The following is a 21,009-nucleotide window of genomic DNA, read 5'->3' on the forward strand; positions in this document are numbered from 1 at the left end:
GAGAAAAAGGTATGGAAGAGCTTTTAGAGAGAGTTTTTTCATTTTCAGATGTTGATAAGCTGATTGATTTTATTAGCTATGAACTGCAAAAGCCAGTGATACTGGAAAGCGCGGATTTCTTTTTGTTAGCCTATAATTCTTACTATATTAACCATTTTGATTCTGCCAACCAGCAGACTATTTTTTCGAAAAAGTGTCCGGTCCAGATTTTTGAGAGGTTTCTGAAGGACGGAATTATTGAAAAATTGAAAACAGAGCCTGAGCCTTTTCGCGTCAATAAAATTGAAAGCATCGGGTTAAACCAGAGGGTGGTCGTGAGTGCAAAGCACAAAGGGGAAGTCATGGGCTACATCTGGATTCAGGAGCTGGACCAAAATCTGACGGATGAAGAGCTCGACTTTTTGTACGAGACCTCCTTCCATGTCGGGAAAATCATTTATAAAGCGAATAAATTGAAACAGGAAAAGGAAGAAAAAGCAGAGGATCTCATCAAACGGGCGATCTATCAGCAATTTACCTCTGAGAAGGAACTCAGACGGGAAGCTGAAAGGATCAACACCGTGCTGCCTTCCATGTTTTCAGTTGTGATCCTGCACGCCGCAAATGGGGATGGGGAAGCGGTTGAGGATTTAAAGGAAAATATCAGGTCGTACCTGAATTTACGGGATAAGGTCAGTCATGTCTTAACGATCGAATCAAATATTGTCATCGTCGTAGCGAGTTTTTCCCAAAAAAGCTCCGTCTCCTCAGCAGCTTCTGAGTTTATTAACAAGCTGTTAACACATTTTCACTTTCAAAAAATACCTACCCCTATTTATATCGGTATCGGAAACGAATATAATCACCTATTAAAACTTGGCAAGAGCTACACAGAAGCACTTGAAGTCATCAAAGCCGCAGAAATCACCGGCAATCAGGAAAACATTCCATATGAATATGCCAAACTCGGCATTTACCGTTATTTAGAAAGCATCGAACAGAAAAATGAATTTTTAGAATACGAGAATAAAGATTTAGCTTTATTAAAAGCGAAAGACGAAGAAAGCAGCACTGAGCTGCTCAAAACCTTGGAAATCTATCTCCTCAACAACTGCAAAACAAAACCAGCGGCAGAACAGCTGTTTATTCACCAAAATACATTGAATTACCGCATCAAACAGATTACTGAGATGACGTCGATCGATTTAAGCGATTTCAGAACGCGGTGCCAGCTCTATCTCGATTTGATGCTGATGAAAAAGAAATAAAAAAGAAACCAGTACTTGTACTGGTTTCGTCTTCACTTAAAATCCTCTGTAAACATACGGATCATCAGGTTTTTTAATGGTATTCCAGTCAGTTACTTTGACGACAGGGAGAGTTGACTTGAATGGCTGGTAATATTCTGAGGCCAGAGTGCCCTTAATGTGAATCCATTCATCATCCTTGATGTCCATGTCCTTCGGAAATTCCACAAGCATCCCGTACACGCCGGAATCAGCGATACAGTGAATGATGCCAAACCTTAATACGAACAGCTGATTTTTGTTAATTGCGTTTCCTTTGTAAGCAAATCCATGGAAATCTATCGTCCGTCCGAGAAATTCACCCGGATAGTTATAGATGGTTTCCATTCCTTTTAGGAAATCGTCATCGGTCAGAGAAATCTCTTTTTTGCTGGAATACTTACTAAACAGCTGTTTCATTTGTTTGTCATAGCTGTCTTGCGCGTAATAAAGGCTGGCATCAGGCCGCAAATACTGTGTTTGGGAGTAGTGATCTCCGCTCTCCATCGCCTTAAACGAGAACCCTTTTGTTTTAACAATGGATGAGTCAAGCGTTGCAATCGGGAAGAAGATGCCTGACACCAAAGGAAATAGAAAAACAATATAAATCAAATAACGCTGAAAAAATGGCTTGTTTTGTTCATGGTCATGCTCGTGATCATGGCCGCACCCGCAATCATGGTCATGATGATGCCCGCTTTTTTCAGGCGACTTGATAAATAGATATGCTTGGACGGCGGTCAGAATAGCCAGCAGGAAGATCGCAATAAAGGAAAGATAGGAATATTTCATATTGATATATTTTGTTAGATTTCCTGAGGCATGCAGATGATAAAAGAAAAACGTAAATCCCATCAGCACCAATAGACGAAACACCGAATCACCCCTTTACCAGTAGTGATCCCGCTAAAACAATCACGACAATATATGTAATCAGCAGGAAAACAAATCGTTTTTTGAAGGCCGCAAGCATCATCAATAGATTCTTAATATCCACCATTGCGCCAAAGACGAGAAAGGCGATTAACGATCCTAATGAAAACGTGCTGCTGAAGGAAGACGCGATGAACGCATCGACCTCTGAACAAAGCGACAAGACAAACGCCAGTCCCATCATCACGAGGGAAGAGGATACATCATTCTGCCCGATCGCAAGCAGAGTGGATGTTTTGACATACGTCTGCATAGCGGCTGCGATAAAGGCGCCGATGATTAAATATTTCCCCACGGAGAAAAATTCATCAATGGCATGCCGCAAGGTCCCGCCCAGTTTTTGGAGCAAGGTGCCGTGATGATGATGGTGGTGCCCGGGTTCATCAGGCTTTAAAAGCTGGGTATCCTTAAATTGATAGGATAAGATGACCCCGATGATCAGCGAAACGGCGAGAGCCAGTCCGCCTCTGTAAAAGACCACGCTCCATCTATTCCCGAACGCAATATAAGTAGAAAATAAAACGATAGGATTAATGATAGGCGCGGTCAGCATGAAAGCAACGCCCGCATGCAGAGGAACTCCCTTTAACAGAAGCCGCCTCGTAATCGGGATGATGCCGCATTCGCAGGCGGGAAATAAAACGCCGGCCAGCGCACCGAATAAAACGGCGAGAAAACGGTTTTTCGGCATGATTCTTGCAATCATTTCTTCAGAAACAAACATTTGAATGATTCCGGAAAGTATGACGCCAATCAGAATAAACGGAATGGCTTCTATTAAAATGCTGATAAAAATAGAATTCAGCTGAAGAAAAGATGATTGTGCTGTCACAATAAAACCTCCGCTCATGTTAAGCTGCCTTTCTTATGATACCAGAAAAAAAAGGCACTGCTTGTTTGACGGAGGAGGGGAAAGGATCGTTTCACTTTAGTTAGGATTCCAAAAAGCCGAGTAGGATACTGTCTGTTTCTGCAGCTTCTTTTCCGAGCCAAATCAGATGCCCCCATGAGTGAAGCAAACAGAGAGAAGCGCCACGAATGTGCTCTTTTGCATGATGTGCATGTGACAAGTCAACCAATCCATCATAACCACTTTGCATAATCAGCACCGGACATATGATGGCTTGCAGCTCTTTTGAAGAGACAGCGGCGGTTTGTGACAAGTCTAGCAGAAACCCTTCACCCGAGCGCTGCCGGCTGTTCATTTTCCGAAATGCTTCTATGTCTTTTTCATCCATCAAGGACTTGATTCGCTGAAATGGAAGCGTGCTGAATTGGGGGCTCATCGCTCGAAACATCAAACGCGGGAAAGCGTTATTCAAGGAAGAAATCAGCTTCCATATCCACTTTTCCACCGGCGGGCGGAAGAGAATTCTCCCCAATTTATATTCAGTGTCTTTTGGGGTGAGCCACTCTTTGGTGACCGCGGATTGCAGGGTCAATGTATTTACTCTTTCCGGATAATGTGAGGCAAAGCATATGCCGCTCGGCCCTCCTGCTGAGATGGCGATCACATGAACACTATCGATTTGTAGATGATCTAATAATTTCACATAGAAACGGCAGGCGTTGGCAAGACTTTTTCCAATTTCTTTTGACGTTCGTCCATAGCCGGGCCTTGAAGGCGTAATGATGGAATACCCTTGCTCAATCAACGCTGTGTATCCGAATTCCTCGTAACAATTTGAATGCCCGCCATGCATGACAAGGATGGGGGCACCCTTTCCAGCCACTGAATATTCTAGTGTATGTCCTTCGAAGGTGATCGTTTCGACTCGTCTTTTCATCTGTTACTCCCATTTGTTTTTTGCCTATTATAGAGTTTTCAGCAATTGACCACAAGGTACAAGAAATGAATAAACAAAGGCCCTTGAAATATGATATACTTTGTATTGATATTCATTCTCAATTAAAACTTTGATATAGATGTGAACGGGAGGTAGGACGGATGGCTGAGAATCAAGAGGTATATGACGTTACGATTATAGGCGGGGGGCCGATTGGGCTGTTTACTGCTTTTTACTGCGGGATGCGGGAGCTGAAAACAAAGGTAATCGAATTTTTGCCGAAGCTCGGAGGGAAGGTGTCTTTATTCTTTCCTGAGAAAATCATTCGCGATATCGGCGGCATACCGGGGATTGCGGGAAAGCGGCTGATCGAGCAGCTGAAGGAGCAGGCGGCAACGTTTGATCCTGATATCGTATTGAATCAGCGTGTGACCGGGTTTGAACGCCTAGATGACGGCACCATTGTTCTGACGGGTTCTGAAGGGGAAAAGCACTATACAAGAACTGTGATTTTGGCTTGCGGCATGGGTACACTTGAGGTCAATGAGTTTGACAGCGAGGATGCGGCCCGATATGCGGGCAAAAATCTTCATTATGGAGTGGAGAAGCTCGATGCGTTTAAAGATAAGCGCGTGGTGATATCAGGCGGCGGAGATACTGCGGTCGATTGGGCTAATGAGCTTGAACCGATTGCGGCGTCTGTGACTGTCGTTCATCGGCGTGAGGAATTCGGCGGAATGGAAAGCAGCGTGACGAAAATGAAGCAATCATCGGTGCGGGTGCTTACTCCTTATCGGCTGGAGCAGTTGAACGGAGATGAAGAGGGCATCAAAAGCGTGACCGTTTGTCATACTGAGTCTAGCCAGAGGGAAGACATAGAAATTGATGAGCTGATCATTAATCATGGCTTCAAAATTGATCTAGGACCGATGATGGAGTGGGGGCTGGAGATTGAAGAAGGCAGGGTGAAAGCTGACAGACATATGCGAACGAATCTTCCGGGTGTGTTTGTGGCGGGCGACGCGGCTTTTTATGAAAGCAAGCTGAGATTAATTGCCGGCGGCTTTACGGAAGGCCCGACAGCAGTCAACAGCGCTAAGGCTTATTTGGATCCTAAGGCTGAGAATATGGCGATGTATTCCACCCATCATAAAAAATTGGTACATAAATAAAACAGCCCTTGGGGGAAAGGGCTGTTTGCCATCAGCTGTGAAGGAGTTTTTTTTCCGCTTGTTGATTTTGGATGAAAGCAAATAATTCATCCTGTTCTTGGATGGCTGTGAATCCATAAGCCCCGGCAGCTGAGTCATCGCCTATACAGACGATAGGAGGCCGGCTTGCTGACGGTTCCGGCAAAATGCCAATTTGTTCGCCACCATTGATCAATTGCTGCACGGACAGCTTGTTCGGGCAAATGACCATGTGCAGCGGGGATTCACTGATGGTACGCTGAATCATGTGGGTGAACCGGTCATCTATGACGTTTTCATGAGTGATATAAAACGAACAGGATTCATGCTTTTGCATGTTTTCCACTGCATGGCGGCTCCCGACAACAAGACGTTTTTCTGAATCAGGCTGAATGGCGTTGACAAGAAACCCCCGTTTTTCAAGCTCCGTCTTTGCTTGTTCAGATGCTGCACTCAGTTTGGCTGTCAGCTGGCGGATGTCGATTTTCTGAGAAGCCAGTGCTCTGAAAAATTCACAAACCGCCCGGCGCGATGTGAAAAAAACGTCTTCAAAGGTGCCAATCTTTCGAAGAATGTCTTCATTGACAGGCATGTTTTCGGTCCGCCATTTCGGCCACTCGATGACATCGGCGCCGGAATCGCGCAGCTTGTCTGCAAGCGGGTCTTCATCTTCGCCATGAGTCACAACCATCAAATGCCGTCCGATAAGCGGTTTGCTTTCAAACCAGCTGTGTGTTTGAAAGTTGACGATGTCTCCGATGACGATAATCGCGGGGTTTGTAATCTGGTGTTCCTGCACTTTTTGCTGGATGTTCTCAAGTGTTCCTTTCACACTCCGCTGGCGGCCCCACGTTCCCCATTGGATGACAATGACAGGGACAGAAGGCGATTTCCCGTATGAAATAAGCTGCTGGCAAATATAAGACAAGTTCTTGACACCCATGTAAAAAACAAGGGTTTGAACGCTTCGGGCAAGCCCTTCCCAGTCAAGGTTCGGCGTGCCTTTTAATGATTTATCATGCGCTGTAATCATGGCAAAAGACGATGCAAAATCCCGATGCGTGACGGGGATGCCCGCATATAGCGGCGCTGCAATTCCAGAGGTGATTCCCGGCACCATTTCATAGCGAATGCCGTGCTCATGAAGAGCATCTGCTTCCTCGCCGACTCTGCCGAATACGCTCGGATCTCCGCCCTTCAAGCGAACGACGGTTAACCCATTTAATGCTTTTTCAACCAGCAGGGCGTTAATTTCTTTTTGTTTCATAAAATGGCGGTCTGGCAGTTTTCCGCAATAAATAAACTGACAATCCGGTGATGCAAATTCGAGCAGCTTCGGGTTGGCGAGCCGGTCATATAAAATCACATCTGCTTCCTCGAGCGCCTGTTTTCCTTTGATGGTGAGCAGGCCTGGGTCGCCGGGTCCGGCTCCCACGAAATATACGATTCCGTTCTTCATGATCATGTCATCCTTCCGTCACTGTAAAAAATGAAGGACCACTAGAAAAGTGATCCGGTCTTTTGATCAATATACGAGATAAACATGTTCTCCTTCGATCAGCGTTTCATATGTTTTGACGCATCCGTGGTCAGGTTCTTGGACGATTCCGTCTTCTAAGGAAATTTTCCAGTCGTGCATCGGGCAGAAAACATATTGACCGCTGACGATGCCTTCTGCCAGGACGCCGCCTTTATGCGGACAGCGGTTTTCGATGGCGCGGATGCTTCCGTCTGAAAGCTTGAAAACCGCGAGCTCCTTATCTTCAATATACACTGTTTTGCCTAATTGTTCAGGCAATTCTTCAATTTTTCCGATACATACTTTTGTTACGTCTTTGTTTACCATGTCCATTCCTCCTCAATGATTGTTTTTGTCATTATGATGTGGTCACGACATTTTCAAATAATTCTTTCGAGGTTTGTTTATCCTCTAAAAAGTCTTTCCACGGATCCTTGTGGACAGAGAGTGTTTCATTCATTCGGTCGTTCAGCTCCTGCCGCTTTTCCGGATCGTTTAACACGGATTGGACATGGGATAAACCGACGCGCTCAAGCCATGCGGACGTACGCTCCAGATAGTTTGCGGTTTCCCTGTAATATTGCAGGTAAGCGCCTGCGTATTCTAAGACTTCTTCATTTGTTTTCACCTTCATCAGCAAATCGCCGGCACGCAAGTGGGTTCCGCCGTTCCCGCCGACATAAAGCTCCCAGCCTCCGTCGATGCCGACAACGCCAAGGTCCTTAATGCCGGATTCAGCACAGTTTCGCGGGCATGCAGACACGGCCATTTTGACTTTGTGCGGCGTGTTCAGCCCTTCGAATTTTTTCTCAAGCGCAATGCCCAGTGCCATGGAGTCTTGTGTGCCGAAGCGGCAGAATTGCTCGCCTACACATGTTTTCACTGTGCGGAGCGTTTTTCCGTACGCGTAGCCCGACGGCATATCAAGATCTTCCCATACCTTCGGAAGGTCTTCTTTTTTCACGCCGATAAGATCAATTCGCTGGCCGCCTGTCATTTTCACGAGCGGGATCTCATATTTGTCAACGACATCGGCAATCTTGCGCAAATCTGTGGAGTTGGTCACGCCGCCGTACATCCGAGGAACGACTGAGTATGTTCCGTCTTTTTGAATATTGGCGTGCATTCGTTCATTAACAAAGCGGGATGTCCGTTCATCCTCGTATTTGGTTGGATTGATCATGCCTAAGTAGTAGTTCAGAGCCGGGCGGCATTTGGAACAGCCTTCTGGCGTTTTCCAGCCGAGCACATTCATGACTTCTCTTGTATGTGACAGCCCTTTGGCTTTGATTTCTTCTACGACTTCATCTCTCGACAATGTGGTGCAGCTGCAAATGGCTTCTTTTTGCACTGACGCATCAAAGTCTGATCCGAGCGTATGCTGGAGGATTTCTTCTACGAGCGGCTTACAGCCTCCGCATGAGCGGGATGCGCCGGTGCATGCTTTGATCTCGTCCGTTGACGAGCAGCCCTTTTCCTGTATGGCTTGAATAATCGCACCTTTTGACACGCCGTTACAGCCGCAGATGATTTCATCGTCGCTCATCGCTGCGGTTATGCTTGTGCCTGCTTCTTGGCTGAGAGGCTGTAAGATTGATATTTTAGAGGTTTCAGATATATCGGCTTCTTTTTGAATCATAGAAAACAGGCGATTGCCTTCGCTGCTGTCGCCGAATAAAACAGCACCGACTATTTGATTGCCTCTCAGGACGATTTTTTTATAGATGCCGTCCTGCTCATCGAAGACTTTAATCGCTTTTTTCTCTTCTGATTCGTTAAAGTCACCGGCAGAGAAAACCTCGACGCCTGATACCTTTAACTGTGTGGAGAGAACGGAGCCCTCATACGGTTTTGTTTCGATGCCGCAAATATGCTTCGCCAGCACTTTTGCCTGTTCATAGAGCGGTGCCACAAGCCCGTAGGCGATTCCTCGGTGCTCGGCACATTCGCCGACCGCGTAAATGTGCGGGATTTCAGTCTGCATATAATCGTTGACGATGATGCCGCGGTTAACCGGAATGCCGCTCTCGGCGCCGAGTGTTGTATTCGGACGGATGCCGACAGCCATGACGACTAAATCGGCTTCAATGCTTGTGCCATCTTTGAAGCGGAGGCCTTCAACACGGTCATCACCGACAATTTCTTCGGTTTGCTTTTCAAGTAAAAAGGTCATACCTTGTTTTTCTAACTCGTTTTGCAGCAGGCGTCCTGCCGTTGCATCAAGCTGGCGCTCCATCAGGAATGGGGCAAGGTGGATGACGGACACATCCATGCCAAGATTCAGCAGTCCGCGAGCTGCTTCCAAACCAAGAAGTCCTCCGCCGATGACGGCTGCTTTTTTATATTGTTTTGACGCGGCGAGCATTGTGTCTGTATCTTTTATATCCCGGAAAGCTGTGACGCCTTTTTTGTCTGCACCCGGAATCGGAAGGATAAAAGGGAGCGAGCCTGTTGCCAGGATCAATTCGTCGTAAGGCTGGATTCTGTCTGCATCTGTGATGACTGTTTTGTTTTCCGTGTCCACTTTGATGACTGTTTCATTTGTATACAATTGAATGTTGTTTTCTTCGTACCAGTCCCAATCGTTTAACGTAATATCTTTAATATCTGTATCGCCTTGAAGCACTTTTGACAAAAGGATTCGGTTGTAATTGGGATGCGGTTCGGCACCGAAAATTGTGATCTGAAACTCGTCTTTAGCAACACTCAGTATCTCTTCAATGGCCCTTACCCCGGCCATTCCATTACCAACAAGAACTAGCTGTTTTTTTCCCATCAGATGATCCGCTCCTTATCAATGTTTTTTCCAGCGTAGCACAGCAAAAAGGAATATTTAAGATACATGTTATAAAATGTAACAAAATATACGAAAAGTTCTAAAAATTTTATGAAAAATTTAAATAGGTCTGATTCGGACGGCGCATACCTTAAAACCGGGCATTTTACAGGCTGGATCTAAGGCTTCTCCGATTAAATCATTCACATTTTGAGCGTCTGCCCAATGGATGGGAACAAAAACAGTATCTTTTCTGATTTGTTCTGATAATTTGCTGCGGACGGTGATGCTTCCCCGCGGCGATTCTATTTTTACCAGTACACGGTCCTCGATATTGTAGGTCGCTGCTGTTTGCGGATGGATTTCCATAAACGATTCAAAATGTCTCGCGGCAAGGGCGGCGCTTTTTCTTGTTTGGACGCCTGTTAAGTAGTGAGACATGACTCTGCCTGTCGTTAAATAAAGCGGATAATCGGCTGTCGGCTTCTCTTTTGGAACAGGCGGTTCGTTTGGAATCACACTTAATGCCGCTTTTTGATCCGGATGAGCAAATGATTCTGTAAACAAGCGCCCAGTTCCGGGATGATCAGATTCTGGACACGGCCAATGAATGCCGCCTTCACGTCTGAGCCTGTCGTATGAGATGCCTGAATAATCGGCAATCCCGCCTCGGCTCGCTTCTCTCAATTCATTAAAAATATCCTCCGCTGACGTATAAGAAAAGTAGCGGCCCTTGCCGAGAGCGGATGCGAGATCACAAATGATCTGCCAATCATGCTTTGCTTCGCCGGGACATGGCCGGCTTGCTTCTCTTAATGTCACGCGTCCTTCTACATTTGTCATGGTGCCTTCATCTTCTAAGTAAGAGGAGGCGGGTAAAATCACATTTGCGTATTTCGCAGTCTCAGAAATAAACAAATCGATTGCAACAAAGAATGTCAGTTTACGTAAAGCCTTTTTCACGAGATTCGCATTTGGACTGGAGACAGCAGGATTGGAGCACATGAGGAACAATCCTTTGATGTCGCCGTCATTGATTTTTTCCATCATTTCATAGGCTGAGACACCTTTTCGCGGCAGATCATCCTGATGGATTCCCCACACTTTCGCAACATGTGCCCGGTGTTGTTCGTTTTCAATAGATCGATAGCCCGGAAGCTGATCGGCTTTTTGGCCATGCTCTCTTGCACCTTGCCCGTTGCCTTGTCCGGTGATCGCCCCGTAACCTGAGTAAGGTGTGCCGATTTTTCCTGTGATCAGCACCATGTTTAAGAAGCCTTTCACAGCCGCTGTTCCATCGGTTTGCTGTTCAATCCCGCGGGCTGTAAACAGCATGCCGGACGTTTCCTTGGCAAACTTTACAGCAGCTTTTCTTATATCCACCAGCGGGACACTCGTCTGTTCGGCGATGTCATTCAGGTCCAACGAGTCAGTATGCTGCTTCAGCTCTTCGAATCCATTTGTTCGTGATTGAATGAAATCCTCGTTTATAAGCTGTTCGTCAATGATGATTTTGACGAGACCGTTGGCAAGGGCGGCGTCTGTGCCGGGTTTGATTTTCAGATGAAGATCGGCGATTTTTGTTGTTGCTGTTTCACGCGGATCAATGGCAATGATGTAAGCTCCGTTTTCTTTCGCTTTTTCAAAATATGGCATAATCGTAGGCTGGCACTCCGCGATATTGGTGCCGGCCAAAATGATCACACGGGTGTGAGGAATGTCTGATAAGGGATTCGTTAAGCCTCTGTCCGCGCCGAATGTTTGGTTGGCTGCGGTTGCTGCGGCGGACATACAAAGCCTTCCGTTGTAGTCGATGTATTTAGTCTGTAAGCCCACCCGTGCGAATTTCCCTAACAAATACGCCTCTTCATTTGTAATCGAGGCGCTTCCGTATACCGCCATGGCATCATGGCCGTGTTCTGCTTGGATCATTGTCACTTGGTCTTTCATGTAATTCAATGCTTCTTCCCAGGAAACAGGGATAAACTCGCCGTTTTTCTTCAGCAGAGGGCGGGTGATGCGAGAGGAGTTCAAGGCATGCTGGTGAGCATTCATGCCCTTCATGCATAGCCGGCCCTGTGTTGTAGGATTATCAATCCCGATCGCAGTGTACTTTTTGCGCGTGACGATGGTTTGTTCCACGAGCTGCATTTTGCACTGCATGCTGCAAAACGGGCATTGGGTGTCATATGTTTTTTCTGATTGGACGTCTTGCTGTTTATCACGGAAATATCTAAGCAGTCGTTCAGTCAAAATGCCTCATCCTTTCTTATATGCGCCCGTCTCTACAGTCGGGTTTTGAATCAGTGACAGATCTGTTTGGAGGCTTTCCAGCAGCTGTGCCCTTAGGTCTTCTTCGAATAGCACTTCTCTGATATGAACGATCCCGAGACGGTCTATCCACTGATGAACAGCTTCTAAGTAATGAGCCGTTTCCCGATAATACTGGATCAGTCCTTTGATCATGCCGGCAGTGCTGTCTTCGTTCTCAGTCACGCAAAACAGAGCTCCTGAACGGGCATGAGTTCCCCGGACGCCGCCGATGTGAATGTCCCAGCCAGCTTGTGTCCGAATTGCGCCGACATCTTGCAGTGCGGCATCGGTGCAGTCTGTTTCACATGATAAGCTGATAGAAATGGGAGCGGGTAAGGGAAGCATCTCAAGTTGTCTTTCGATTTGGGCTGCCAGCTGCTGAATCGATCGATTTTGCCCGCATGTACATGCTTTGATGCTTTGCAGCGTGTGTCGGTGTTCATTGGTGTAAACGGGCATTTTCAGGTCTTTTTTTATATTCGGGAGATCCGCAGGCTTGATCCCGGAAAGCTTCAGCCTTTGGCCGTGAGTGATGGATACGTCGGAAATGCTGTATGCCTCAATGATGTTGGCGATGGTTCTTAGCTGCTCCGCGTTTGTCCGCCCGCCGTACATTTGCGGAATCAGGATGCATGTCTCTTCAGTGGCTGGCTCAGGCTGGAAAAACCCAGGGTACAGCATTTCCAGATAGTATTGAATCGCAGGAACACAAGTACTGCATCCTTTTTTTGTTTTCCAGTCAAGCTGGTTCATCACTTCTGACGGATTAGTGAATGGCCTGCGCTGAAGCTCAGCGATGATGTCGTCTTCTGTAAAATCAGTACAGCTGCAAAACGAAGGTGTGCCAGCGGGCTTCGTATATTCGCTGTTGGTCATGTACCTCAAAAGGTCTTCAACGAGCGGTTTGCATCCTCCGCAGGACCCAGAGGCTTTGGTGCAGTGCTTGACTTCCTCAACAGTTGTTAAGCTTTTCGTGTTCACCGCGTCTTCAATCGCGCCTTTCGTTACTGTGTTGCATTGGCAAATCGTTTCACTGGAAGGCATGGATTCAAATAAAGGGCCGCTTGTCTCCGGTTCGATGATCTGCTTTTTGACAATGGAGATGTCTCGTTGTTTAAGCAGGCTGTCGAGAAGCCACTGCTTGTCACGGGTGTCTCCGAATAAAATAACGCCGGCCAGTTTGTCATCTACAAAAAGTGCTTTTTTATAAATTCCTGCTTGTTCGTCGTAGATTTTGATGCTCGTCGTGCGTTCATCCTCTTGGATCTTTCCTGCTGACCACACATCGATTCCAGCTATTTTTAACGCCGCAGATGGTGCTGAGCCTTGATATTTCTCACATGGAACGCCGCAAATATGACTGGCGAGAGCTTTTCCCTGCTCATAAAGCGGTGCCACCAATCCGTACACCGTTCCGTTATGCTCAGCGCATTCACCAACGGCGTAGATATTCGGTTCGCTTGTCTGCATGAAGTCATTCACGATGATCCCGCGGTTCACTTTGATTCCAGCGGATACAGCTAATTCAATATTCGGTCTGACGCCGGCCGCCATCACAATCAAGTCTGCTTTTAATGAAGAGCCATCTTTAAAATGGATTCGGTCTGCCTTGGTGGCGCCGGAAATGGAGACGGTGTCTTTCTCCAAAAGAAAGGTTAGGCCTTTTTGTTCCAGCTCTGTTTGCAGCAGCCGCGCCGCTGTTTGATCGAGCTGTTTTTGCATAATGCCGGCGGAGTGGTGAATGACGCTGACATCCATACCGAGATGCTGTAAACCGACTGCAGCTTCCAGTCCTAATAAGCCAGCTCCGATTACCGCAGCCTTTTGAAAGTGCTGAGCCATCTTCATCAGCGCTTGGCAGTCTTCTATTGTCCGAAATCCATAGACGCCTTCTTTGTCTGCCCCGGGGATAGGAAGAATATGAGGGGAGGAGCCTGTTGCCACTATTAATTTGTCATACGACAAAATGCGCTTGCGATCTGTGATGACCTGCTGCTGGTCTGTATCAATCTGAATAACCGTTTCGCCTGTGTAAAGCGTGATCCCGTGCTTGTCGTACCAATCCTTGCTGTTCAGTGTAATATCATCGAGTGACGCTTCACCCTGCAATACAGAGGATAAGAGAATGCGATTGTAATTGGGATGCGGCTCGCTTCCGAAAATGACAATCTCAAACATGTGGCGATTCAGCTTTAATACTTCTTCAATACAGCGGATTCCGGCCATGCCGTTTCCCGCTAACACCAATCTTTGTTTCTTCATGTATCAGACCTCCTTTGGCAAAGCTCGTAAGTTTTCTCCTATTAAAAATTATGTCACAATGCACTGTTAACGCATTAAACGTGTCACAAAAACTTACACATGTCTTTTCCAGAAAATAAGGGTCCTATATCCTTGATTCAGAAAATGTAAAATAATGAGGGTCTAGAAAGGGGAATCTTATGAAGCTGTCGGAACTGAAAACTAGCGGTCATCCACTCACTTTGCTCTGTTCCTTTTTATACTTTGATGTCAGTTTTATGATATGGGTTATGCTAGGGGCGCTGGGTGTTTATATTTCTCAGGATTTTGGCCTGTCTCCTTTTGAGAAAGGGCTTGTCGTAGCTGTGCCGATTTTATCTGGATCTGTGTTTCGTATCATTCTTGGTATTTTAACGGACAGAATCGGACCGAAAAAAACGGCAGTGATCGGGATGCTGGTGACGATGATTCCGCTGCTTTGGGGGACTTTCGGCGGCCGTTCCCTGACTGAGCTGTATGCCATCGGGATTCTGCTTGGCGTGGCGGGGGCAAGCTTTGCTGTAGCGCTGCCTATGGCCAGCCGCTGGTATCCGCCTCATTTGCAGGGACTTGCGATGGGGATTGCCGGAGCGGGGAACAGCGGCACGTTGTTTGCAACCCTGTTTGGCCCTCGTCTGGCAGAGCAGTTCGGCTGGCACATTGTCATGGGAATTGCGCTTATTCCATTATTGATCGTCTTTATTCTTTTTGTATCCATGGCAAAGGATTCTCCTGCACAGCCGGCTGCGCAACCGCTCAAAAGCTATCTGCATGTGTTCGGGCAAAAGGAAACATGGTTTTTCTGCCTGCTGTACAGCGTCACATTTGGCGGATTTGTCGGGCTCTCAAGCTTTTTATCTATTTTCTTTGTTGATCAATACCAGCTGTCAAAAATTCACGCAGGGGACTTCGTTACATTATGTGTGGCGGCGGGGAGCTTTTTCCGGCCTGTCGGGGGCTTGATTTCGGATCGTGTCGGCGGCACGAAAGTTCTTTCTGTACTGTTTGTCATCGTGGCACTGTGTATGGCCGGAGTCAGCAGCCTGCCATCTCTTTCTTTGGTTATTGTTCTATTGTTTGTCGGAATGATGGGGCTCGGAATGGGTAACGGTGCAGTATTCCAGCTCGTGCCGCAGCGTTTTCGCAAAGAAATTGGCATGGTGACGGGAATCGTCGGTGCGGCCGGAGGAATCGGAGGGTTTTTCCTGCCGAACATCTTAGGATCTCTCAAACAGATGACAGGCACATATGCTATCGGTTTTATCACGTTTTCCTGTATCGCGCTGCTGGCGTTTGCACTTGTGCTTGCCGCAGGCTATTACTGGCGGAAAAGCTGGAGCGCGGAAAGCAGCCCGGCGGATGTTTAGGATTTTGACGGACACGCGTTGCGTGTCTTTTTTATTTTCTCTTGATTTTCAACAGTGAACCGATCAAAATAAATAGTAATTATTACGATTTGTTAACGAGAGGAGTTTTCTGAATGAATCAACATACGCTGCTCCCGAAAAAAACGGAGCGTCTTCAATACTTTGGATCGGTCAGTCCGATCAAAGGCGAGAAACCAGTGGAAAAAGAGAAAATGAAGGACCTGCAAAATATCAGGAAGGATTATTTTTTTGACATTCAGCATGTAGGTGTCGCTAATGTGTCCCATCCAGTCACAATCACTTCTGCCATGATGCCTGCCGAGCAAACAACTGCTGCGAACTTTACAATGACTTGTAATTTGCCGAGAAATCAGAAGGGGATTAATATGAGCCGGTTAACAGAGCTGCTGCAAGTCTATCATCAAAACGGCTGGGTTCTCTCATTTTCCTCTCTTCAGCAATTTACGAAAGAGCTTGCAGAAAACATGGACATATCATCTGCCACAGTTGAAGTAAGGTTTCTGTGGTTTTTCGAACGGAAAAGCCCGAAGCTTGAGAAAGCGGGTTTGATGCATGCTGATATATTCATGTCTGTCACCTATCGCAAAGATCAGCCGTTTAAACAGCGTGCCGGCATCTCAGCAAAAGTAACGACTCTGTGCCCTTGCTCCAAGGAAATCAGCGAATACAGTGCCCATAATCAGAGGGGAACGGTCAGCATTTGGGCGGATATTCACCCGGCCGCATCGCTGCCAAGTGATGTTAAAGCTGATTTGCTTCACGTCGCAGAATCAAATGCTTCTGCGAGACTGCATCCGGTATTGAAGCGGCCTGATGAAAAAGCCGTGACAGAAACGGCCTATGAAAATCCGAGGTTTGTTGAGGATCTCGCCCGGCTGATTGCTGCGGATTTGTTTGAGCTTGAATGGGTGTCAGCCTTTGAGATTGAATGCCGCAATGAAGAATCGATCCATCTCCACGATGCCTATGCGAAGCTGTTTTTTTCGAAGGAAGTGGATAAAATATGAAACTCTCATTATTCATTATTGCAGTTCTTATGCCAGCCTGCCTGCTGTCAGCCTGCTCCGATCATGCAGAAGAACACGCAAGTATCAATACAAAGAAAACGGTCAAAAACATAACGGACGTTCGAAAAACAGCAAAAACAAGCATTGATTGGACAAAGCCTTCGGGCGGAGAATACCCGGATATTAAACAGAAGCATGTCTGGATTGATGTGAATGTGAAGGAGCAGAAGGCTTACATCAAGGAAGGAAGCAACACCATCTATACAATGATGATCTCTTCTGGTCTTGATCAAACAAAAGATGATGCTACGCCAAAGGGCACCTTTTATGTAGAGCCTGAACGGGGAGAATGGTTTTTCTCCGAAGGATACCGGGAAGGCGCAGAATACTGGGTATCATGGAAAAATCACGGTGAATTTCTATTTCATAGTGTGCCAATGACTAAGGATCAAAAAGTCATCAAAACGGAAGCAGAAAAACTAGGAACGAAAGCATCTCACGGATGTATCAGGCTGACCATTCCAGATGCGAAATGGGTATATGAAAATATCCCTGAACATACAAAAGTGGTGATCAGCTGAATTGAAAACCGTTGACAAAAAGGAAAAAAGACCATACAATTTAAATCGTAACAATTACGTTTTGTTAGAAATGGCTTATCATTGGCTGTATCTGTGAAAAGCGGAAAGGCTAAGGATCTTGCTGTCATTGATCCCCATGAAGCGTCTCTTGAAAACTGGAAACGAAACCCAAGCTACTTTCTGATGAGATATTTGCGCTTTCCATCGGTTCAGCAACGCAAGTGGAGCAATTGCCCTATGAAGCTGCTGTTTTCCGATTGTCGGCAAGGATTTGCGATGGGGAAAAAGGATTAAACGCGATTGGAGCCTTTACGGATTTAGAAATCGGGCAGCAACGAGAATGTTTTCGGAGCGCGAAAAGCTGCTCTACACCATTGTACATACGGCGAAGTATTCAATTTAAATCGTAATCATTCTATTTTAATGGAGGCACTATTATGAAAAAAATTCCGGTTACTGTACTGAGCGGTTATCTAGGTGCGGGAAAAACAACATTGCTGAACAGCATTCTGCAAAATCGCGAAGGCTTGAAAATAGCGGTTATCGTAAACGATATGAGCGAGGTGAACATTGACGCGGGCTTGGTTAAGCAGGAAGGGGGCCTTTCCAGAACAGATGAAAAGCTTGTGGAAATGTCAAACGGCTGCATTTGCTGCACGCTTCGCGAAGACTTATTAATTGAAGTTGAGAAGCTGGCAAAAGACGGACGGTTTGATTATATCGTCATCGAATCGACAGGAATCAGCGAACCGATCCCGGTGGCCCAGACTTTCTCTTATATCGATGAAGAGATGGGAATCGATCTTACAAAATTCTGTCAGCTGGATACGATGGTGACAGTGGTTGATGCCAACCGTTTTTGGCATGATTATCAGTCAGGCGAAAGCCTTCTGGACCGCAAAGAAGCATTGGGGGAAGAGGATGAAAGAGAAATTGCCGACCTCTTGATCGATCAAATTGAGTTTTGCGATGTACTGATCTTAAATAAATGTGATTTGGTCAGCGAGCAAGAGCTCGAACAGCTTCAAAACGTTCTTCGTAAACTGCAGCCAAGAGCCAGGTTCATTCGTTCCGTCAAAGGAAATGTAAAACCGCAGGAGATTTTGCATACAGGGTTATTTAACTTCGAGGAAGCGAGCGGATCGGCCGGCTGGATTCAAGAGCTGACGGCAGGCCATGCGGAACACACCCCGGAAACAGAAGAATACGGTATCTCTTCATTTGTATATAAGAGACGTTTGCCGTTTCATTCTACACGGTTTTATCATTGGTTGGATCAAATGCCAAAGAACGTGGTTCGTGCCAAAGGAATCGTCTGGTGCGCATCTCATAACAACCTCGCTTTGCTGATGTCGCAAGCAGGTCCGTCGGTTACGATTGAGCCTGTATCTTATTGGGTGACGGCGCTGCCGAAGCTTGAGCAGGAGCAAGTCAAACAGCAGGAGCCGGAAATCCTGGAGGAGTGGGACCCAGAGTTCGGCGACCGCTTAACGCAGCTAGTTTTTATCGGAACTGACCTGGATGAAGAAACGATTACGAAAGAGCTTGATCAATGCCTGCTGACTGAATATGAATTTGATTCCGACTGGTCGCTGTTTGAAGACCCGTTTAAATGGAAGCTGAATCAATAGAAAAAAAGCCGTCCCCTGGGGAGCGGCTTTTTTTAATGAAACGTTTGTTTAAACATAATGAGCGTATTTTTTCTCAAGGATATTCTGAAAGACCGCGGCAATGGAGCAGATGGCCCAATAAATGAGAGCGGTCAGAATATACATGGTCATATAATCAAACTCTCTGCCCCCGATGATTTTCGCATGCTGGAGCAATTCCGGCACTGTAATCATCGCAGCGAGAGAGGACGCCTTGATTAAGTCGAGCAATACATTGGCAAGCGGAGGCAGCGCAATACGTATCGATTGCGGCAAAATGATGCCCCTCATCGTCTGCCAATAGGAAAGACCCAGCGAGGATGCGGCTTCCCACTGCCCTTTTTCGACGGATGAAATGGCTGAACGGTTAATTTCCGCAATGTAGGCGGCGCTGTTTAGGCTAAAGCCGATTAAAGCAGCCGTGACAGCGGAAAATTCAATGCCGATATAAGGAAACCCGAAATAAAGAATAAACAAAATCACCAAAATCGGAACGCCCCGCATAAATGAGATATAGAGCTTCGCCGGCCATCTTAACAAAGCAAGTTTAGACATTCTGGCGAGTGATATAAACAGGCCGATCACAGTTCCCGCAAACATGCTTACAAAAGAGATGAGCAGTGTATACCCAATGCCTTTTATGACATAAGGGAACGATTCAATAGCCAGCTTCGTGTTGAAAATATATTCCCATTGAATGCTACTAATCATGGCGTCCGATTACAAAAAATCAACGTCCTGAACGTCGGCATCAAGTTTTTTTGATACATCTGCTTTATTGAAGAATTGTTTCGACAGCTTTGTCAAAGTGCCATCCTTGCTCATTTTCTTCAATGTTTCATTCATCTTTTTCTGAAGTGCCGCATTGCTTTTTTTCATGACAAGGGCCTGTTTGTTCGGCATGTACTTGATGTCAGGATGAATTGTAATGTTGAGATCCGGGAATGCCGCGAGCGCAAGTGTCTGCAGGTAATAGTCGTTTAAAATGACGTCAGTGCGTCCGTTGGCAACATCTTTTAAATATTGCTCATTCGTCGCATTATCATAAATCACTTCTTTGGCGCCGTATTTTCTCGCGACCTCCATGTAGACGGTTGTAGCCGCGCCAGCCGCTTTCTTCCCTTTTAAATCCTTGAGCGTTTTAATCCCTGATAAATCGTCTTTTCGGACAATTGCCGTGCCGTATGAGTATTTATATGGAGTGGAAAATGCGAACTTCTCCTCACGGTCCTTCGTGACATCGATGTCATTTGCGGCTGCGTCAACCTGTCCGCTGTTCACCGCTGTCAGCATCCCGTCAATGCCCATCTCCTTGAACTCTACCTTCAGCCCCAAGCGTTTTGCCGCTTCACGAACAACTTCAACCTCGTAGCCCGTCAGCTTATCGGAGCCTGAGTCAGTATCGTGATAAGAAGTGGGATAGAGCGTACCTGATGTAGCGACTACGATTTTCCCTTTGTCCTTGATTTGCTCCCAGCCTGTATCCTTGGAATCGGCTTCATTTTTGCCGGAACAGGCTGCCAATATAAGAAAGAAAGCCATTGTGAAACTGAATATAACGGCTTTGGAATGCATGAATGATTTCACCTATAGTTCCCCCAATCTGTTAATCAACTAAAAAGATAGCATTGAACATAAGGGGTTGCAATATGTTGATGACGTTTTCAAAAAGTTCGAATTGTGTATACAAAAAGCATAGGTGGGTGTTTAAAAGCGTCTATGAAGGGAAGAGGTGATGAAAAAAGGGGTTGTCCAAGGATGAATGCCAGACGTACCAAGGAAACGCATTTGAAAGTGAAGGATGCAGCAGACCCGTCACTCATCTATGCCAATACCGGAAGAAATGGTCAAGAAGCATGAAACCGATTAAATTTAAGTCTTGCTGATGCCCCTAAGGCATATGATATATTCGATGAGAAAGAAAATGGAAACATTTAAACCATAATGGGGAGTTAAATGAATATTTACAAACCAGCCTGATTGTACTGCTGTACTCTATTTATGCTGCCGGTGTTTTGGCGCGGCTACCTTATCGGAAAAAGAATCTGCGGAATCAGAATCGTAAAAAAAGACGGATCACAAGTCAGCCTGTTAACAATGTTTTTACGGGTTATTGTAGCCGGCCTGTTTTACGGTATAACCTTCGGACTCGGCTTGATCGCCAGCCTGATTCTGATTGCCGTACGAGAAGACAAACGGACCCTGCATGATTTAATCGCGGGAACGTATGTCACTTATGCGACACCAGGTGAAGAAGAACTTAATGCTGACGAAGAGATTAGAAAGAGCGAATAATGGTTCGCTCTTTTTATTTTTATGCA

General features: G+C 46.2%; 16 protein-coding genes and 3 pseudogenes. 9 read left to right on the forward strand and 10 right to left on the reverse strand.

Annotation, left to right across the window (positions count from 1 at the left end):
• Window positions 1–11: 11 nt before the first annotated feature.
• On the forward strand, window positions 12–1,247 hold the full coding sequence (gene putR, locus WA279_RS08135; protein ID WP_268549894.1) for a proline utilization transcriptional regulator PutR: 1,236 nt from the start codon (window positions 12–14) through the stop codon (window positions 1,245–1,247).
• A 36-nt stretch (window positions 1,248–1,283) separates the two neighbouring features.
• On the opposite strand, the gene WA279_RS08140 is transcribed toward putR, so the two are convergent.
• From WA279_RS08140 to WA279_RS08150, 3 genes are all read right to left on the reverse strand, one after another.
• Window positions 1,284–2,141 (reverse strand): TIGR03943 family putative permease subunit, encoded by an 858-nt coding sequence (locus WA279_RS08140; protein ID WP_335388852.1) that lies wholly within the window; start codon window positions 2,139–2,141, stop codon window positions 1,284–1,286.
• A gap of 4 nt (window positions 2,142–2,145) precedes the next feature.
• Window positions 2,146–3,030, reverse strand: a complete 885-nt coding sequence (locus WA279_RS08145; RefSeq protein WP_129092924.1) for a permease — start codon at window positions 3,028–3,030, stop codon at window positions 2,146–2,148.
• 100 nt (window positions 3,031–3,130) lie between these two features.
• Window positions 3,131–3,985 carry an alpha/beta fold hydrolase gene (locus WA279_RS08150; protein WP_335388853.1) on the reverse strand — a complete coding sequence of 285 codons (855 nt, stop codon included), beginning with the start codon at window positions 3,983–3,985 and terminating at the stop codon, window positions 3,131–3,133.
• Window positions 3,986–4,146: 161 nt separating this feature from the next.
• On the opposite strand from WA279_RS08150, the gene ffoR reads away from it, so the two are divergent.
• Window positions 4,147–5,157: a ferredoxin--NADP(+) reductase gene (gene ffoR, locus WA279_RS08155; RefSeq protein ID WP_336154986.1), complete on the forward strand. Its 1,011-nt coding sequence runs from the start codon at window positions 4,147–4,149 to the stop codon at window positions 5,155–5,157.
• A 31-nt stretch (window positions 5,158–5,188) separates the two neighbouring features.
• On the opposite strand, the gene cobA is transcribed toward ffoR, so the two are convergent.
• The 5 genes from cobA to nasB form a co-directional block, all read right to left on the reverse strand.
• Window positions 5,189–6,640 (reverse strand): uroporphyrinogen-III C-methyltransferase, encoded by a 1,452-nt coding sequence (gene cobA, locus WA279_RS08160; protein WP_251187282.1) that lies wholly within the window; start codon window positions 6,638–6,640, stop codon window positions 5,189–5,191.
• 60 nt (window positions 6,641–6,700) lie between these two features.
• Window positions 6,701–7,021, reverse strand: coding sequence for a nitrite reductase small subunit NirD (nirD, locus tag WA279_RS08165; RefSeq protein WP_003246252.1), 321 nt, complete (start codon window positions 7,019–7,021; stop codon window positions 6,701–6,703).
• Between the two features lie 31 nt (window positions 7,022–7,052).
• Window positions 7,053–9,470, reverse strand: a complete 2,418-nt coding sequence (nasD, locus tag WA279_RS08170) for an NADPH-nitrite reductase (protein WP_336154990.1) — start codon at window positions 9,468–9,470, stop codon at window positions 7,053–7,055.
• Window positions 9,471–9,590: 120 nt separating this feature from the next.
• Window positions 9,591–11,723, reverse strand: a complete 2,133-nt coding sequence (nasC, locus tag WA279_RS08175; RefSeq protein WP_336154992.1) for an assimilatory nitrate reductase catalytic subunit NasC — start codon at window positions 11,721–11,723, stop codon at window positions 9,591–9,593.
• A 6-nt stretch (window positions 11,724–11,729) separates the two neighbouring features.
• Window positions 11,730–14,045 (reverse strand): assimilatory nitrate reductase electron transfer subunit NasB, encoded by a 2,316-nt coding sequence (nasB, locus tag WA279_RS08180; protein WP_336154993.1) that lies wholly within the window; start codon window positions 14,043–14,045, stop codon window positions 11,730–11,732.
• A gap of 179 nt (window positions 14,046–14,224) precedes the next feature.
• On the opposite strand from nasB, the gene WA279_RS08185 reads away from it, so the two are divergent.
• The 5 genes and pseudogenes from WA279_RS08185 (at window position 14,225) to zinU (ending at window position 18,670) form a co-directional block, all read left to right on the forward strand.
• Window positions 14,225–15,430: an MFS transporter gene (locus WA279_RS08185; protein ID WP_251187277.1), complete on the forward strand. Its 1,206-nt coding sequence runs from the start codon at window positions 14,225–14,227 to the stop codon at window positions 15,428–15,430.
• A 113-nt stretch (window positions 15,431–15,543) separates the two neighbouring features.
• Entirely contained in the window at window positions 15,544–16,458 is a 915-nt protein-coding gene (gene folE2, locus WA279_RS08190; protein ID WP_336154995.1) for a GTP cyclohydrolase FolE2, read from the forward strand.
• Complete coding sequence (locus WA279_RS08195) at window positions 16,455–17,039, forward strand: L,D-transpeptidase (protein ID WP_336154997.1); 585 nt, start codon at window positions 16,455–16,457, stop codon at window positions 17,037–17,039. Before folE2 ends, WA279_RS08195 begins: the two co-directional genes overlap by 4 nt.
• 256 nt (window positions 17,040–17,295) lie before the next feature.
• Window positions 17,296–17,449 (forward strand): annotated as a pseudogene (locus tag WA279_RS08200) (hypothetical protein).
• A gap of 27 nt (window positions 17,450–17,476) precedes the next feature.
• On the forward strand, window positions 17,477–18,670 hold the full coding sequence (zinU, locus tag WA279_RS08205) for a zinc metallochaperone ZinU (protein ID WP_336154999.1): 1,194 nt from the start codon (window positions 17,477–17,479) through the stop codon (window positions 18,668–18,670).
• Window positions 18,671–18,718: 48 nt separating this feature from the next.
• Here the strand turns inward: zinU and WA279_RS08210 are convergent, their stop codons facing one another.
• Both WA279_RS08210 and WA279_RS08215 read right to left on the reverse strand, forming a co-directional pair.
• Entirely contained in the window at window positions 18,719–19,399 is a 681-nt protein-coding gene (locus WA279_RS08210; RefSeq protein WP_015382730.1) for an amino acid ABC transporter permease, read from the reverse strand.
• Window positions 19,400–19,408: 9 nt separating this feature from the next.
• Window positions 19,409–20,275, reverse strand: a complete 867-nt coding sequence (locus WA279_RS08215) for a transporter substrate-binding domain-containing protein (protein WP_336155001.1) — start codon at window positions 20,273–20,275, stop codon at window positions 19,409–19,411.
• A gap of 161 nt (window positions 20,276–20,436) precedes the next feature.
• On the opposite strand from WA279_RS08215, the pseudogene WA279_RS08220 reads away from it, so the two are divergent.
• Together WA279_RS08220 and WA279_RS08225 are read left to right on the forward strand one after the other, a co-directional pair.
• Window positions 20,437–20,626: pseudogene (locus WA279_RS08220) on the forward strand (hypothetical protein).
• Between the two features lie 35 nt (window positions 20,627–20,661).
• A pseudogene (locus WA279_RS08225) lies at window positions 20,662–20,983 on the forward strand (RDD family protein); the annotation flags it as partial.
• Between the last annotated feature and the right edge of the window lie 26 nt (window positions 20,984–21,009).

This window comes from Bacillus sp. 204(2023) (assembly GCF_037027505.1).
Lineage (GTDB): Bacteria > Bacillota > Bacilli > Bacillales > Bacillaceae > Bacillus > Bacillus subtilis.

Bases quoted from the DNA above. Each gene is read 5' to 3' on its own strand.
- putR (WP_268549894.1), top strand. From the start codon at position 12: ATGGAAGAGCTTTTAGAGAGAGTTTTTTCATTTTCAGATGTTGATAAG.
- WA279_RS08150 (WP_335388853.1), bottom strand. From the start codon at position 3,985: ATGAAAAGACGAGTCGAAACGATCACCTTCGAAGGACATACACTAGAA.
- ffoR (WP_336154986.1), top strand. From the start codon at position 4,147: ATGGCTGAGAATCAAGAGGTATATGACGTTACGATTATAGGCGGGGGG.
- cobA (WP_251187282.1), bottom strand. From the start codon at position 6,640: ATGATCATGAAGAACGGAATCGTATATTTCGTGGGAGCCGGACCCGGC.
- nirD (WP_003246252.1), bottom strand. From the start codon at position 7,021: ATGGTAAACAAAGACGTAACAAAAGTATGTATCGGAAAAATTGAAGAA.
- nasD (WP_336154990.1), bottom strand. From the start codon at position 9,470: ATGGGAAAAAAACAGCTAGTTCTTGTTGGTAATGGAATGGCCGGGGTA.
- nasB (WP_336154993.1), bottom strand. From the start codon at position 14,045: ATGAAGAAACAAAGATTGGTGTTAGCGGGAAACGGCATGGCCGGAATC.
- WA279_RS08185 (WP_251187277.1), top strand. From the start codon at position 14,225: ATGAAGCTGTCGGAACTGAAAACTAGCGGTCATCCACTCACTTTGCTC.
- folE2 (WP_336154995.1), top strand. From the start codon at position 15,544: ATGAATCAACATACGCTGCTCCCGAAAAAAACGGAGCGTCTTCAATAC.
- WA279_RS08195 (WP_336154997.1), top strand. From the start codon at position 16,455: ATGAAACTCTCATTATTCATTATTGCAGTTCTTATGCCAGCCTGCCTG.
- zinU (WP_336154999.1), top strand. From the start codon at position 17,477: ATGAAAAAAATTCCGGTTACTGTACTGAGCGGTTATCTAGGTGCGGGA.
- WA279_RS08210 (WP_015382730.1), bottom strand. From the start codon at position 19,399: ATGATTAGTAGCATTCAATGGGAATATATTTTCAACACGAAGCTGGCT.